This window comes from Lentisphaera araneosa HTCC2155, from assembly GCF_000170755.1.
Lineage (GTDB): Bacteria > Verrucomicrobiota > Lentisphaeria > Lentisphaerales > Lentisphaeraceae > Lentisphaera > Lentisphaera araneosa.
In genome coordinates this window covers 1-16,484 of record NZ_ABCK01000039.1, presented here as the reverse complement: position 1 = coordinate 16,484, position 16,484 = coordinate 1, and the positions used below count along the sequence as shown (strand labels likewise).

The 16,484-nt window shown below is 39.7% G+C and carries 11 protein-coding genes; 8 read left to right on the top strand and 3 right to left on the bottom strand.

The window, feature by feature from the left end; translation table 11 throughout:
• The first annotated feature begins 125 nt into the window (after positions 1-125).
• Positions 126-2,501 (top strand): sulfurtransferase TusA family protein, encoded by a 2,376-nt coding sequence (locus LNTAR_RS22970; protein WP_007281173.1) that lies wholly within the window; start codon positions 126-128, stop codon positions 2,499-2,501.
• Positions 2,502-2,570: 69 nt separating this feature from the next.
• Here LNTAR_RS22970 and LNTAR_RS22965 read toward each other — a convergent pair whose 3' ends face one another.
• Positions 2,571-3,026 carry a phospholipase D family protein gene (locus LNTAR_RS22965; RefSeq protein ID WP_007281172.1) on the bottom strand — a complete coding sequence of 152 codons (456 nt, stop codon included), beginning with the start codon at positions 3,024-3,026 and terminating at the stop codon, positions 2,571-2,573.
• Between the two features lie 110 nt (positions 3,027-3,136).
• Positions 3,137-3,904 carry an SIMPL domain-containing protein gene (locus LNTAR_RS22960; RefSeq protein ID WP_007281171.1) on the bottom strand — a complete coding sequence of 256 codons (768 nt, stop codon included), beginning with the start codon at positions 3,902-3,904 and terminating at the stop codon, positions 3,137-3,139.
• Between the two features lie 125 nt (positions 3,905-4,029).
• Between LNTAR_RS22960 and LNTAR_RS22955 the strand changes: the two genes are divergently transcribed.
• The 7 genes from LNTAR_RS22955 to LNTAR_RS26315 all read left to right on the top strand — a co-directional run bounded on the left by LNTAR_RS22955 (position 4,030) and on the right by LNTAR_RS26315 (position 15,326).
• The gene (locus LNTAR_RS22955; protein ID WP_007281170.1) at positions 4,030-4,896 is read left to right on the top strand and encodes an SDR family oxidoreductase; all 867 of its coding nucleotides are present in this window, start codon (positions 4,030-4,032) and stop codon (positions 4,894-4,896) included.
• Between the two features lie 131 nt (positions 4,897-5,027).
• Complete coding sequence (locus LNTAR_RS22950) at positions 5,028-8,339, top strand: protein kinase domain-containing protein (RefSeq protein WP_007281169.1); 3,312 nt, start codon at positions 5,028-5,030, stop codon at positions 8,337-8,339.
• A 79-nt stretch (positions 8,340-8,418) separates the two neighbouring features.
• The gene (locus LNTAR_RS22945; protein WP_007281168.1) at positions 8,419-9,081 is read left to right on the top strand and encodes a type I 3-dehydroquinate dehydratase; all 663 of its coding nucleotides are present in this window, start codon (positions 8,419-8,421) and stop codon (positions 9,079-9,081) included.
• Positions 9,082-9,108: 27 nt separating this feature from the next.
• Complete coding sequence (locus LNTAR_RS22940; RefSeq protein WP_040915659.1) at positions 9,109-9,807, top strand: Bax inhibitor-1/YccA family protein; 699 nt, start codon at positions 9,109-9,111, stop codon at positions 9,805-9,807.
• A gap of 216 nt (positions 9,808-10,023) precedes the next feature.
• Positions 10,024-12,672: a phosphoenolpyruvate carboxylase gene (gene ppc, locus LNTAR_RS22935; protein WP_007281166.1), complete on the top strand. Its 2,649-nt coding sequence runs from the start codon at positions 10,024-10,026 to the stop codon at positions 12,670-12,672.
• Between the two features lie 258 nt (positions 12,673-12,930).
• Entirely contained in the window at positions 12,931-13,884 is a 954-nt protein-coding gene (locus LNTAR_RS22930; protein ID WP_007281165.1) for a transposase, read from the top strand.
• Between the two features lie 560 nt (positions 13,885-14,444).
• Positions 14,445-15,326: a type II secretion system protein gene (locus LNTAR_RS26315; RefSeq protein WP_007281164.1), complete on the top strand. Its 882-nt coding sequence runs from the start codon at positions 14,445-14,447 to the stop codon at positions 15,324-15,326.
• 645 nt (positions 15,327-15,971) lie between these two features.
• On the opposite strand, the gene LNTAR_RS22915 is transcribed toward LNTAR_RS26315, so the two are convergent.
• Positions 15,972-16,484: SCO family protein (locus LNTAR_RS22915; protein WP_007281163.1), on the bottom strand; the 513-nt coding region annotated here is incomplete at its 5' end.

Below are 16,484 nucleotides of genomic sequence, written 5' to 3'. Positions count from 1 at the left end.
CCTTGAACTCAAATACGCTTAAAGTTGACTTAAATTCTACAAAAAGTGTAAAGTTGGTATGTATTTATTGTGAAGCTGCCTTATTTTCCTTGCGAATTTAAAGAGAAATAAGCAAGGATAAACATATGTCTAGAGTACTAGAATTTGAACTTTCTGACGAAGTACAAGAAGAACTCGTAGAGTTCAAAGGAAAAAAAGAGAACTACGAAAAAGGCGACATGAGCATGGATGCTTGGCAAAAGCGTCGCTTATGGCAGGGTATTTATGGTCAACGCCAACCAGAAGTACAAATGATTCGAGTTAAGGTTCCTTACGGGATCACCAACTCTAAGCAAGTTCGTCAATTGGCGAGTATGGCTGAAAAGCACTCTAATTCTGTTTTACATATAACAACTCGTTCTGCAATTCAGATGCACTATGTACCATTCGCTAATACACCTGAGTTTGTCAAAGATTTGACTGAAGTCGGTCTTACTTCTCGTGAAGGTTGTGGTAACACAATCCGTAACGTCACTGCTGATCCATTTGCCTCTACTGGTGCAGGTCAGCTTTTCGATGTTGTTCCAGTAGCTAAGCGCGTCGTTGAGCACTCACTCCGTAACCCTTATGCACAGAACTTCCCACGTAAGTTTAAAATGACTTTTTCCGGTAACGAAGCGGAAGACAATGGCCACTCATTCATGCATGATGTTGGTTTTATTGCTTCAAAAATTGAAGATGGTTCTTACAAATTTAATGTCTACGCTGGTGGTGGCCTTGGTGGTCGTCCAATCGGTGCTGATTTAGTTGATGAAGATCTCCCAGTAGAAGACGCACTTATCTGTGCGACGGCTTTCATGCGTATTTTTAACGAGCACGGCAATCGCGAAAACCGCAATAAAGCTCGTATGAAATTCATTAAGCACACATGGGGCCTCGAGAAATTCATCGAAGCCTATAAAGCTGAGTTTAACCGTATTAAAGAATCTGAGTATGGTCAGTCACTTGTCCTTTCTTTCGAAGAAGGCGAGCTCGAATTACCACAAGACTCTGCTGACGTAAGCAAAGTTGGCTCACTCGTTGATGATGCTGAATGGGTTAAGAACTGCGTTCGCCCACAGAATGTTGAAGACCTCTATACTATTCAAGTGAGAGTTGATCTTGGTGACTTTACTTCTGAGCAAGCTCGTACACTTTCTGATATTGCGGACAAATTTGGTTCTGGCGAAATCCGTACATTACCGAGTCAAAATATCGTTCTTACAGATGTGAAACTTGAAAATGTTGCAGGCATTTATGCTGAATTGAAAGCTGCGGGTTACGCAAACTCTCAATTCCACCACATTACTAACGTGGTAGCTTGCCCAGGTCGCTCAACTTGTAACCTTTCGGTAACTTCTTCGAAAGGTTTAGCTGAAGCACTTAACGAGTCTTTTAAAGACGAAGCTGATATCGCTGAAGTGGGTGACAAAGTTCGTATCAATATTTCTGGTTGCCACAATGGTTGTGGTCGTCACTCAGTAGCGTCCATTGGTTTCAATGGTTCAAGTCGTGTTCTCGGCGATAAAGCTGTACCATGTGCCATGATGCAAATTGGTGGCGGTGTTGGATTTGGTCGTCGCGAGATGGCTCGTCGCGTAGGCCGAGTTGCGGCTAAGAAAGCTCCAGAAGCTGTACGTGCCGTTATCGATCACTACAAAGCACAGAACTCTGACTTAAGTCTCGAAGATTGGTTGGTACAAGTTGATGTGAAAGAACTCAAGCCAGTTATTAAGCCTTTTGATGCAGTTGACGCCTATGATGAAAACCCAGATGTTTACGCTGACTATCACCAAGCGGAAGGCGACGAGTACTCTCCAGCAGTTGGTGCCGGTGAATGTGCTGGTGGTGTTCTTAACCTCGTAGGCGAATCACTTGATGACGCTCACAACTACATCACAATGGCGCGTAAAGTTTTCGATCAAGAATTCTTCGCAGACGTTATCTTCAACTCGCAAGAAGCTATGCGTCACGCTTTTGATGCAGCGCTTATGCAAGCTGGTGAGAAAGTCGCTGATTATAAAGAAGCTTTCGACAAGTATGTTGAGTTCTTCACTACAAACACTGTGACTCCTGATCCGAAAGCAATCTTGAGAGAAGATGCACCTGCAGAAGTTACTTTTGCTTATGCCGCAGAATTCCTTCAAGCAGCTGAGCTATTCGTAAATGACTTCCTCGCCGCCTACAATAAAGATAAAGCAGCTTGCGAACCTTTCCTCAATACTGAAGAAGTTAAAGAGGGACGTCCTTTCTTAGACCTTCGTGGTATTGAATGTCCAATGAACTATGTGAAGGCTAAATTAGTTCTCAATGGTCTTGAAGATGGTAAAGAACTTGCGATGATTATTGATACAGGTGATTCTTTCCGTCAAGTGCCAAGCTCACTTAAGAAAGATGGTCACACGGTTGTTGAACTCGACCCGATCAACGATAATCAAAACTATTCATTGATTGTCTTAAAAAATGGCGAAAATAATAAGTAGTCCTTTTTAAAAGATCAATAAAAAGCCCCGCAAGTTAACTTGCGGGGCTTTTTAGTTTTAGAGTTTAATTTATGAAAAGGTACGAGCAAAGGCAATAGTTACAGTGCTGCTTATTTTTGTTAATTCTAAGGCGTGTTGATAGGCGTTTTGGTAAGCGTCAGCATCTTGCTTTGCATTTAGTAGTACGCCGAGTGCCCCTTTCTCAGGAGTATAAAATTCATGAAGGTTTAAGCCACCAATTATACATTTATGTTCATTCAGGAAGATACTGGCATGTAAGTCATTACAGACACTATTGTGAACAAATTCTAGATTCTTTAAGAATTTCATTTCATCATTACTCAAACGGCTGATGCCATATATGACCTTGATTTTAGCAGCAGAATTATTTTTTATTTCCAAGAGCTGTTTGAATTTCTTATTGAACTTAAGAACGGGGGTGACGAGGATTAATTTTTTTTGTGCTTGAGTCATCAAACGGTGAAAGTGAAATGATAAATCATCATGATTTAAAAATTGGGCCATTAACTCCTCCTAGAGTACTTAATTCTTTGTATGAATTATTAGCGTAAGACAAAAAAATAAGGAAATCAAGAAAACTATAAGGACATGGCTAAATTTTATTAAAAATAAATTCAATTCAGCAGAGAAAATATGGCGTTGATCTTAGCCGTGATTTTGAGAGTTTTGGGGATCTCAATCGAATTCTTCAAGCGCGCAGATGCGCTGCTAGCTCTAGCAAAACCAGCTTTATCATTAAAAGAAAAATCCTCATGCATAGGATGAGGGTATTGTGATAAGATAAAGCGAGCACCTAGATCATTAAGTCCTGTGTCTGAAATAGCATAGACACCTTTAATGCTAGCGCCAGCAATTTCCGCCATGGTTCGAGCTTTATTACGAGCTGAACTCATGGCATCTTTCATGAGTTGTTTTTCTAGCTCTTCGCGTTTCGAACTATTGAAAGTACTGCGACTGCTATAAACATTATTGAGCTTGAGCAAATCACTCATAAATTCAGGATAGATTTCAAGTTTCTTAAGTGTTACGGTATAGCTGCGTGAGAAGCGGTAAGCAGCAATTTGGTGAGCTGAAGAGCTCGAAAGTTTACTTTTATTGTAGTTGCGAATCGCTTCTTTGTTGAGTTCTGAGGCCGTGATGTCTTGGCCAGGTATTTGATATTTAGTAAGAAAGATTTTTATATCCTCTGAGCGTAGGCCAAACTTTTCCATAGCTTCTTCAGACTCCTCTTCTGTGATCTGTAGTCTAAAACTGATATTTGCGAGATCAGGCTTAATATTGATTTCGGCATTACCAGTGCTAACGATAAAGGGTTCGGATGGCATATCAGTGGCATATGTTGTGAAGAAAGTGATAAATAAAAGGGATAGAAATTGTTTCATGGGTGGAGATCTCCGTTTAGTTTGAGAGAAATTAAGACTTTACTTAGAGAAAGTGAATTTATTTGAAGTGTTTTGTGGCTATTTCATCTTATTTTTCTAGAAAATGATTAAGGTTATGTAAGTAGATGAAAGAAAAAGTATTAATTACTGGGATTCACGGCTTTTTAGGGACGGAATTAGCGAATGTTTTAAGTGAAGATTATGAGGTTTATGGAACGTATTTTAATTCTTCAGCAACAAGTTCGAGCCACAAAACGGGGCGTTGCGATCTTCGCAAACTCAGTGAAGTGAAATCTGTATTAGATAGAGTGAGACCTAGCAAAGTTTTTCATTTAGCAGCTTTAAGCGATCCCAATACTTGTGACCGTGAAGCCAAGTTATCAGAAGAAATTAATTTTTTGGCGAGTCGATTACTCTCGGAACTTTGCGCCGAGCGTGGTATTAAATTACTCTTCACTTCAACAGATCTCGTTTTTGATGGTAGGAAAGGCAATTATTCCGAAGAGGATGAAGTGAACCCTTTGAGTCGTTATGCTGAGCATAAATTGATGGCCGAGGAAGTTATGAAAGGGAACGATTCTGCGAGTATTTGCCGTATGCCCTTGATGTACAGCACGGCAGATAACAAGAGATCGATGGTTTATGGGATCAAAGAAAAACTGAAGAATCGGGAGCAGGTCGGCTTGTTTACTGATGAGTACCGCTCAGCAGCACACGTTAATTGTGCTTCGAAAGCTTTAATGAAGGTGAGTTCTTTAGAATTAGGTCTCGTTCATTTGGGTGGCCCATTACGTGAAAGTCGCTATGAAATGGGTTTACTGATTGCTGAAGCTTTTTCTCTTCCCAAATATTTTATTAAACCCTGTCTTCAAAAAGATGTAAAAATGGCTGCTGAACGACCCGCTGATGTGAGTTTTGATAACTCTGTAGCTATTAGTAAGGCTATTCAACTAAGATCTTTATCAGAAAACTTGTCGAAATTAAATAATTAACTTCTTAGACCACAGTTAATTGGGGGTTGACAAGCAAATAGAGTATTAACACAAAATTAATAATTTTTATGACGCAAGTTTTAATACAACTTGTTTTATAATATAAGATACATAAATAATTGAGCCGTAATATGAAATTCAAACTTACATGTAATAGCTGTGAACACGTGATGGACCTTGAGGGTACGATTCACGTTGATCGTTTTAAATGCGTCAAATGTGGAGCAGATATCGAACTTCGCGAAGGCCGTATGGAAGAAGGCGTCCGTATTGCGGGGAAATATCAAACTCTTTACAAAACAAATGATGATGGCTATAGTTCTACTTATATCTGTAAAGATTTAAATAATGATGATTTGAAGTTACTTAGAATTTATGACAAGACCTTAACAAATCTGATTAGTAATCCCAAAGAGTTTATTGAATTAGTTGGCGCAGTGTCTTTCATGGCAGGTGAAAATCACATGTTGATTATTGACACAGGCTTATCGGATAAATATTTGTACCAAGTTATGCCGTTTAGAAAACTTGAAAGTATCGAGCAACTTGTAGATTATGGGTATATCTGGGCTTCTGATCAGGCATTGGATCTTATTTATGAGTTGGTAAAATCTTTGGAGGAAGGTGTCAAAAATATTTCAAACGGTCATTTTAATTTAAATCCAAATAATATTTTTATTTCAAGCAAAGGGAAAGTACGCTATCAAGGCTTTGGTGTCGCACCACAGCTGATGAGTGAAAAATCTTTTGCAAAATCAGAAGTTCATTTTTTTGATGTTTATTACTTGAGCCCTGAATTAGCTAGAGGTAAAGATTATCCAACTCAAGCTAGTGATATATACTCATTAGGTATGATTCTGTATTATATGATTGTTGGAACAACGCCATGTGTATCTTCAGATGGTGAAGGTGTCGACTACAACAATCTTGTGTTTCCCCAATCAGTCGAAACTGAGCTTGATCAAGGTTTCCTTAAAATATTTAAGTCTATCACCGAAAATGATCCAGAAAATAGACCGCAAAGTTTTAAAGAATTTAGGCAGCAATTAGAGATTTATTTTTCTGCGAAAAATCATCAAAACCTTAATCAAATGGAAGGTGAAAAAACCGATTTATATAAGAAAGACTTATATAATAAAAAAGTTATTAATCTACTCAATCCCTTAGGTGATTTTAAATCTAAAAATCTTAATGCACCTATGAGTGCTAATACCGTTCGTCGAAGAATGGCGACTCAAACTGCTTTAGATATTCCCATCGATTTGAGTGAAAAGCTTAATGACAAAAAGCGTGTTAAACGCAGACGAATTAAAGCTCATGTTTCACCTACCAAAATTGAGCGTGTAAATGGCAGAGTACAAAACCAAGCAAGTGAAAAATCTAGGGAGCCGCTTTTTATAGGGATGTTTATAGTTTTAGCAATTAGTTTAACATACTTGGTTTTTACTAATATGCCTGAAGAAAAACAGGTGGCGCCATTGATTGTTGAAAATGAAAAAAAACTAGTCATTGAGGAGAATCAAAATGAAGAATTAGATGAAATAATTAATTCGTCAAAAAAACAGCCTGAGTTTACATTAAACAAAAAATTCTATCTAATTGAAATTAGAAAAGCTGAGCCTGATTTTGTTAAGCTCGATAAACAATTGCTTCAAGATTTAGGCCAAGCAAATCAAAAGCAGAAGGTAGAATTAAAAAAGATAGCTAAGGAAATAAACAAGGCGAAGTTAGCTGAGCAAAGAAGAATCATTATTAATTTAAAATCAGAAGTAGGTACAGCTGTTTTTAACAGGGAATACAATGAAGCTTTAGAAATTTATACTAATTATGAAGGGCCATTTGCTCAAGAAACTTTGAAAATTAGAGAAGAGTTGCTTATCGAATTAAAAAATAAAATCAAACAAAAAGAGCTAATAGATAAGCATAAACAAGATCTTGCGAAAAGTTTAATTGAAGTTGATTTACGAGAAAAACTGAATGTGATAGTAGAAAACCTCTTTGCAAAGGAACATAAATTAGCTAGTGCAGGCATGAAAGAATTATTACCCTTACATGACTCAGTAGATTTGCTCAGTTTTTCAAAACTCGTTGAAAAATCAAGTATAGAGACAATAAATACAGAAATTATAACTACTTTGGCAACTCAAGATAATGTTCAAATCTCAGTTAATTTTAATGGAAGCGATTTTAACGCAAGCATAATTTCTTGCGATTTAGATAATTTAACCGTTGAGGTGAACTTAAATCACTCCAAGGGTGTTATTAAGAAGACCTACAGTATAGAAGAATTGAAAGGAGAAGAATTGCAAAAGTGGATTGCTTATGGTGACGATGAATCAACTAAAGCATTTCTAACTACAATTTTTTATGTGTATAGAGACGATTTAATCTCTGCCGATAAGTCTTTAGAAAGTTACAGGAAAAGTTATGGTGACATCCTTAGCTTGGAGTTAAAGGATCGCTTGGTTAATTTGGCTAATGAGGAGATGGAAAGACTTTTTGAAATGTATGATTACCCTTATTTAAGCAAAGAAACTAAGAGTTTAGTCAGTGATGACTTAATTGCTTTTTCACATCAGTTGAGACAATTGTTTAAATTGTATTCTAAGAGAGTAGATTTCAAAGGCGGTAATGATTATTACGTAAGCTTGTTAAATCAGTTTAATGAATTGACTGAAACGGGTGTGTCTGAAGGGGTATTCATAAATAATTCACACAGTAATTTATATTTTAATAAGCAACTTTCAGAAAAATATAATACGGTTAGGGTTTTACCTGGAGATTATGTAGGCGATTTAAAAATTGAAGGAAGAAAAGTCAATCTTATTGGAACAAAAAATGTTACTATTAAAGGAAATTTAATTGTGGCATCTTCTAATGTACAAATTAAAAATATAATCTTAATTGGTCGGGTACTCATTTATGATAAAGGTAGTGATGTAAATATAACTAACTGTATGATAAAAGGGCCATTAATTTCTAGAAAAGAGGGTGACAATATCAATATTTTCAACTCTATACTTTCGGGTATTAGTGGAGCGAAAAATAAAAATATTTATGTTAAAAATTCAATTTTAAAGAAACCTGTATATGACTTGCGATATGTGATTAACGGTAATGCAGATTATGAGTTTGAAAATTGTATCATATATTCTTCGGACGCACTCATTCAGTTTAACAGAGAAAGTAAAAAAGGTGATTATAAGAATTGCCTATTGTATGCACCAGGTTCTATTTCAGCAGGCCACAAAGGCGCCACTTATTCTTTAGAAGAAGCAGATGGTAAAGTCGGTAACTTTTATAAATGTATTTTAGCGAAGCCAAAGTTTAAAAAAGCTAGCAAAGGCGATTTCACTTTGTTAGAATTAAGTGCAGGTTATTTAAAAGGTAGTGACAAAAAATCTATAGGCGTAAGAATGAACGAAGATTTAGATTTACGCTGAAATGTATAATTCCGTGTGGCTAGAGTTGACGCCCGTCTTGACTTGCCTATATTTGAGTGAATTTAATTAGGACTCAAATATGAACTCATTTTTTATTGTCGGCACAATTTCATCTCTCGACACTCTACGTGATCTATCTGAACACCCCTCGAAATTAGAAGGTTGTGACGTAGTTGAATTGCGTTTTGATGAATACATGGATTTGAATGAAGCGAAATCTTTAGCCCGAGAGCTGAGTCAGCATCGTCCGATTCTCATTACGATTCGCACAAATAAAGAAGGTGGGACTTGGCAAATTGACGACGCCCATCGCTTTGAGTTTTTTAAAGAGTTTTTTGACATTGCGACCTACGCAGATATTGAACTCAAAAGTGACTTATTTGCCTATCAAAAGCGTAGTGACTTTCCCGAAAATATGACCATTATCTCTTCTTTTCATAATTATGATCAATGTCCAAGTGAAAGCGAAATGGCTCAGTTAATTAAGCAAGGTGAGGACTGGGGCGTGGATATCGTGAAGCTCGCCGTTTTTTGCAATGAAGAAGCTGACCGTGCGACTTTAGAAAATGTCCTCACTTCTCACCCGAACTCGAGCTTAGCGCTTATGGGCATGGGGCCAGAGGGGCTAGAGACACGATTTACTTTGCCGAAATTAGGCTCAAAATTTACCTATGGTTTTTTAGATAAACCCGCAGCACCAGGGCAACCGTCATGTCGTGCCCTAGCACAAAAACTTAAATAATTTAACTCGATACATTTTGGAGAAAATATGAGATCAAATATAGCAACACAGCAATCCTTGATGGATGAAAACGCCCGAGCGCGTTTCATCACAAAAACCTACATCAATCTATTTGGTGCCGTTATGGCCTTTATGGCGATTGAATCATTTCTCTTAGACAGCCCGCAAGCTCGTGAAATTGCGATTCGAGCTTTACAGGCAGGATGGTTATGGGTTCTAGGAGGATTTATGGTCGTTTCATGGATTGCTACATCTATGGCGAGAGCGGCGAGTAAACCCGTTCAGTACGCAGGCCTATTTTTGTATACAGGTGCTTATGCTTGCCTCTTCTTACCACTGATGATGTATGCACTGCAAGTTGTGCCTGATGGTGGTTTGGTGTTTAAAGCCGCTATGATAACGCTTTCAGGTTTCATTGCATTGACGGGGATTGCTTTTGTTACGCGCAAAAACTTTTCTTTTCTACGTGGCTTTCTCATGTGGGGAATGGGACTTGCGGTAATCACAATTTTTGCAGGTAGTTTGATGGGCTTTAATCTAGGTCTTTGGTTTTCAGTCGCGATGGTGGGCCTTTCTGGCGCGGGTATTTTGTATAGTACTTCTAATATCATTCACGAGTATAATGAAGATGATTATGTCGGTGCTTCTCTCGAACTCTTCGCTTCACTCGCGACAATGTTCTGGTATATCTTACAAATTGTCATCAGTTTAAGTGGTGATGATTAATTAGCTTTTAAGCTTAGACGCTTTATGGGGACGTGCTTTTGCACGTCCTTTTTTATGGAAATGCCGAGTATTTACGACGTGAAAGATCGTGTGTTTTTACACTTCTATAAAAATAAGTCATAAAAGCAAGTCACAAAAATGTATTCTATCTGGAAAGCAGGCATAATCGGTCTTATATAACGAGCAATTATAAAAATAAAACCCAGGAGACTTGTTGTGAAACAAAAATCACCTCTCAAACAAGATATTAAAATGCTGGGCGCTCTTCTCGGAGATACGATCAAAACTCAGGTAGGTCAGGAATTTTTTGACAAACTTGAAAACATTCGTTTACTCTCAAAGCGTGCTCGCAAAAACGACGATGAAGCTGCAGATAAAGAACTTAAAGATCTTATTCGCGGACTTTCTAATGAAGAACTTAAAAACTTAGTACGTGCTTTTGGTCAGTTCTTAAACCTTGCTAACCTCGCAGAAGCGCACCACTTCATGAGTGATATGAAGGACTTTGAAGAAGGCGCCCTCACAAAACACTTAACGAAACTCACGCAGATTATTCCAGAGCTTCTAGCTAACGGCAGAAGTAAAGAAGAAATTATCAATACAATTGCAGGGATGAATATTGAGTTGGTGATGACGGCTCACCCAACAGAAGTGAAGCGTAGAACGTGGTTGCATAAGCACGCGCAAATCAATACTCTTCTCGATCAGAAAGAAAATTACCGCATGACGCCTTCTGAGCAAAAAGATAATATTAACAGGATTGCGGTTCTTATTACTTCTCTTTGGGAATCAGATGAAATTCGCCGTGTCAGACCGACTCCTTTTGAAGAAGCCAAGTGGGGTCTCGCTATCATTGAAGACACGGTGTGGGACGCAGTACCACGCTTTATGCTTGAGCTCGATGCAATTGTCGAGAGCTTTACGGGTGAAAAACTCCCGACTTGGGCAGCTCCAATTAAATTTGCTTCATGGATGGGTGGAGACCGCGATGGTAACCCGAATGTAACACACGAAACAACCGAGCAAGTCTGCCTGCGTAATCGCTGGACCGCATCTGATCTCTATCACAAAGAAGTTAATAAAGCGATTCAAAGAATCTCAGAGACTGATTGTAGTGCTGAGCTTCGTGCCATCGTCGGTGACGTTCACGAGCCTTACCGTGTTTTCCTTAGACCTTTCCGAGCACGTTTCCTCGAAACTAAAAAATGGACTCAAGCTCAGCTCGAAGGCAAATCTTACGAGCCTCAGTTGCCATTGATGGAAGATATCAACGAGTTCCTCGACGCGCTTCACATCTGTCACCGTTCACTCGTTGAATGCAGTGGTAAAGACCTGGCCGATGCGAGTGTTTTAAAAATCATTCGTCGCGCAAGTTGCTTTGGACTCAATATTTTAAAACTTGATGTACGTCAAGAATCAACTCGTCACAGCGACGTGATTAACGCGATTACGGAACACCTCGAACTCGGTAGTTACGATGAGTGGGATGAAGCGAAGAAGCAAGAATTCCTCGTTCGCGAGTTAAAGAGCAAACGTCCACTTTTACCTAGAGATATTCAGTTTGATGCCGACTGCCAAGAAGTTGTTGATACAGTGAAAACAATTGCCAAACAGCCAGAAGAAGCTTTAGGTGCTTATGTCATTTCTATGTCGAGAGCCGCTTCCGATGTCTTAGCTGTGCACCTGCTTCAGAAAGAGTGTGGCGTTAAAAAACCTTTGCGCGTCGCCCCTTTGTTCGAAACTCTTGAAGACCTCGAGAATTCTGGTGAGATCATGGATACGCTCTTTGGTATTGATTGGTATAAAGGAGCCAGTCACGGCGAACAAGAAGTAATGATCGGGTATTCAGATTCTGGTAAAGATGCGGGTAAACTCGCCGCAAGTTGGGCGCAGTATACGGCTCAAGAAGCTTTGCACCAGGTTAGTGAAAAACACGGTATCAAATTAACACTTTTCCACGGTCGTGGTGGTTCAGTGGGTCGCGGTGGCGGTCCAGTTGAGCATGCACTCATGTCGCAGCCTCCTGGAACAGTTGATGGTCGCATGCGTGTGACAGAGCAGGGCGAAGTTCTTCAGGCTAAATACTCAACAATTGATGTGGCTTGTCATAACCTTCTTCTCTACGTGACGGCGGTACTTCAAGCCACACTTGCCAAGCCCCCAGTGCCTAAACCTGAGTGGCGCGAACTCATGGACAAGATGTCAGTGATTTCTTGTGACGCGTATCGCGATATCGTTCGCGGGCGCGAAAATTTTGTAAAATACTTCCGTCAGGTAACTCCTGAGCAAGAACTCGGTCGCCTTCATATTGGTAGCCGTCCTGCCAAACGTAAAAAGAGTGGTGGCATTGAATCACTCCGTGCAATCCCTTGGATTTTTGCATGGACACAGATTCGCTTAATGCTTCCTTCTTGGCTCGGTGTGGGTGAAGCCCTCAAAGTGGCTCTCGAAGATGGTAAGCACGATCAGCTTCAAGAAATGATTCAAGATTGGCCCTTCTTCTACTTCCTCATGGATATGATTGACATGGTTATGGTGAAGACAGATCACCGCGTCGCTAAATATTACGATGAAATTCTTGCAGATGACGACGTCAAAGAGCTCGGCCTTGAGCTTAGAACGAAATTGAAGCAGACTTTAGAAACTTCTCAGAAAGTCGTCGCGGGTCTCAGTACTCAAGAAGAGCGTGTCGCACTACGTGCATCAATTAAAGTACGTAACCCCTATGCCGACACCCTCAACTACCTTCAAGGTGAGTGTATGCGTCGTCTCTACAAAGAGAACCAAGATGGCGACCCCGTCTTGGAAGACGCAGTCATGGCGACCATTGCGGGTATCGCAGCCGCTATGAAAAATACGGGTTAATCCCTAGCTGATCAGATTCAAAAAAATGACAGTGCTCACAAGCACTGCCATTTTTTACATCTATGGGAGAGCATAGCACATCCTGTCAAATGCTCCTCGAAGGTGATAGAGTTTTACAGGGTGCAGAAACCCGAGGGATATGTTTTTTTTAAGCCTTAAGCTTATTCAAACATCAGTAGGTAACAGAGCATTGGTATCAATTTTTGCTTTTGGTGATGAGGTGTTTTATATTCTCTGTACTTTGGAAAGGAGAAAGTTATGGCTCATAATCGTGTAAAGGAAAGTTGTTCGGATCAGGCAGTTTATTATCTTGTGACTAATCGTATTGCTGGTGGTCGCATGTTATTCAAAGATGTCGAGAAATATAAGTTCAAGGAACTGTTATTTGCTGGTTCGGCAAAGCTCAGTTATCAGGTGATTGATTATGTTTTTATGGATAATCATTTTCATTTATTGATTAAAGTCCCACCAACTTCTGAGATGGATGATTTGGAATTATTGAGTCGTTATCGGCTTTATAGGAAGAACGAAGAAATCAATTTTATTAACTCAGAGCAGAAGGATGATTTCAGAGAACAAATTCATGACATCTCGTTTATTATTGGAAACTTTGAGCAGAGATTTGTTCAGTGGTTCAATCGAGAACATCAGTCTTGGGGTCGTCTCTTTGGTCAGAGATTTGATTCGGAAATGATTGAGGTTTCAGCTCAGTCAGATTCTCTGCTTCGAGTCATGGCGTACATCTCATTGAATCCAGTTAGAGCTGGAATTGTTACTGACCCAAAAGATTTCTTTTTCTGTGGATATGCTGATCGCCTCGCTGGTGGAAGTGTTGGAGACTGTGATAATGACTTCTTTGATCTCTTTTGTCGTAACATTGAGACGGAGGACGAAAAAAGTAAGAGAAAGCATTTTAGGGAGGTTTTTAGAGCTTATATGCTCGGCTTGCGTCGGTATAAGAATGCTGATTCGCAAACCTTGGCGGAGTTCTTCCGAGAAGTCAATTTATCTGAGAAATTAGCCTGGGATGATCTCTTTATTCACAAGTGTCGATTCTTCACCAAATGCCTAGTCATTGGCTCTGAGGCTTTCGTTCGAGAGAAACTGGCTAAGTTCTCAGGCAAGATGAAATGGAAAAGAATTCATGAGCCTTACACTGAGGATGAATGGAATGATATTTATTCCCTCAAGCCAAGGCGACGATCAGGCTGAGCGGGGAGCCCCCGCGGACTGGATGGATGAAAATCCGCAGTTATTAACCAAAAATATTCGATTTAATCAGGACGACCTCACAATCATCTTGATTGAGTCGTTTTTCTTTTAGCTGCCTTTATACGATCTCGGCTAAGTTTCTGCTTCGATCTCTGGGCTTTTAATCGGCTAAAAGAAAAAGTTGAGTTTTTACACCCATTTTGACCCCTTAAATACAGAAAAAGAGCCTCGATTTGAGACTCTTTACGATCAGCCTTTTTCTAAGGCCTGCCCTTTCCGCCTTCCCGCCTTCCTTTCCGCCTTCCTTTCCGCCTTCCCTTTCCGCCTTCCTTTCCGCCTTCCCTTTCCGCCTTCCCTTTCCGCCTTCCCTTTCCGCCTTTTACGATCAGCCTTTTTCTAAGGCCTGCCCTTTCCGCCTTTTAGTTATTAAAAAAGTGTCCTGTACCCAATATTTCCTGTCCCCAATATTTAACTTTTTTTCCTTTTCTTAGATATGTTCCATTTTTTACCCTGTTTAACTTTAATGACACATATTATAATTTTAAAACAAAGGTGAAATAATGAGAAAAGACAAAACACACCGCGTTCCTTCAGGCTCAGGGCTCAGGGCTCAGGGCTCAGGGCTCAGGGCTCAGGGCTCAGGGCTTGACAATAAACAATTTACTTTAATCGAGCTTTTAATGGTAGTAGCTATTATTGGTATCCTCGCATCTTTCTTAATTCCAGTTTTAAGCAATGCAAGAGAAAAGGCAAAATCAGTATCCTGCGCGAGTACCATGAAACAACTGGGCATCTCTTTTATCATGTTTACAGCTGACAATGATTTTTACATGCCTACCTCAAACCATGGTTACAAAGGGCGTGTAACCTGGGATGATCACCTAGCCGGCTATGATGGTAGAGACTCACTTTCAGGAGCAGCAAAAGGTGGTTCGACTTTTCCAAAAACTATTTATGGTGATAATTATGCTCAAGCCTACACGTGTGCATCAGATCCTGGAATCAGATACTATGGTAAAAGTAAAAATACATCTACTCGCAGTTACTCGATGACTTACATGAGGGTTGGCGATGGACTAGGTGAAACAGGTATTTATCTTAAATATAAGGGTGTTGGTGGTAAAACCAACGGTGGCACACCAATATCTAGAAAGCTCAGTAGCATGGGCAATACCTCTGGGACAATAACTTTAGTTGAAAATCAATCCACTGAGAATATTTTAGGAAATGGATGGCAACCGACTCGACATGCCAATGCATACTACAATAAATACATCAATGTAAAACTCCCACACCTTAAGCAAAAATCTAACTACCTCATGGCCGATGGCCATGTAGAAAAGTTCAACTTTCTAAATACCTTGATCAAAACTGACGGCACTAGTGCATTGCCATTTATAAATTATGATATCTCAGATACTTACTGGGATGCCTCAAGATAAGCAATTTTTTCTCTGGAGCTATATTCGCAGGAATATGCAGGATATGGGGACAGGTTAAATTTTGAAGGGGAAAACTCTACAATATGGGGACAGGTTATGGGATATGGGGGATATGGGGACAGGTTAAATTTTGAACGTTATATCTGGGGTTTTGTCCCAGACCCTACTCAAGGTACTGCCGTACGGGCCAATAGTTTTTATCCGCCTTTGTGGCAACACCCCTTAAGAATCCCAACGCTAGTCGCTGCGCGCCCGCGCTTAATCTTAACTATCTGCTATTCAGCTCGATCATTGGATTTTAATCCTGATCAGCCCTCTCGGATGAATTTTGGTAAAAAATGCCTATCTGCTGTTAAGATCAGCTGATTTTTTGAATTCTAAAGAATACCTAATAAAAATTTAATGCATTACATATATTTAACGAATATGTATCATTTTAAACGGATCTAAAAAATGAACTCTGATCAAGACGATGTTGTACCTACCTACAAGCCGCAGCCTAATTTGCCCCATGCCTTCGGCATGTTGAACTCTCAATTAAACTGTTGGCGGAATTGTGAAACGGGGCATTAGGAAATGTCATTTATTTTAGTTCCGCGTGTTAAGAACAAACTTTAATTCTCCTTTTATAAGTGAGTGAATAGATCATTTAATCTGTCGTTTAAATATATATAAACCCAGAAGTGTTCGCGTAATAGCGAATTTGTAATCGCGAGCGGGGAAAGAAATTCCGTATAAGTAGCGTGAGATTTTTCCTTCTTCAGTTAGCACGTGACTAACTGAGGGGTGAGAATAATCTCCTTGATCAGGGTTTTCTTTACTGGGAACCCATTTGTATTTGAAGCCTAAAGTTTTTGTGATTTCATCAGCAACTTCTTGAGTCGTTGTGAGGAAGTGGATGCCCGTACCTTGAAGGCTGTATTGCTTGAGGTAGTTAGCTCTTTTAGCTTGAGCTAAAATGTGATTTTCTTTTGGTTCAAATGAAATGTTGAGCATTTCAAAGTGTTCGCCGGGCTTCCAGTCGAGTTCGTCGAGAACCATGAAGGAACCAGTGAGTAAAGCGTTACAAGTACCGCCACATGAGTAGTACACCATATTGATGACTACGGGGCGACCTTGTTCAAAGTAAGTTCTAAGTGCCACTTTTTCGCCGGCCTC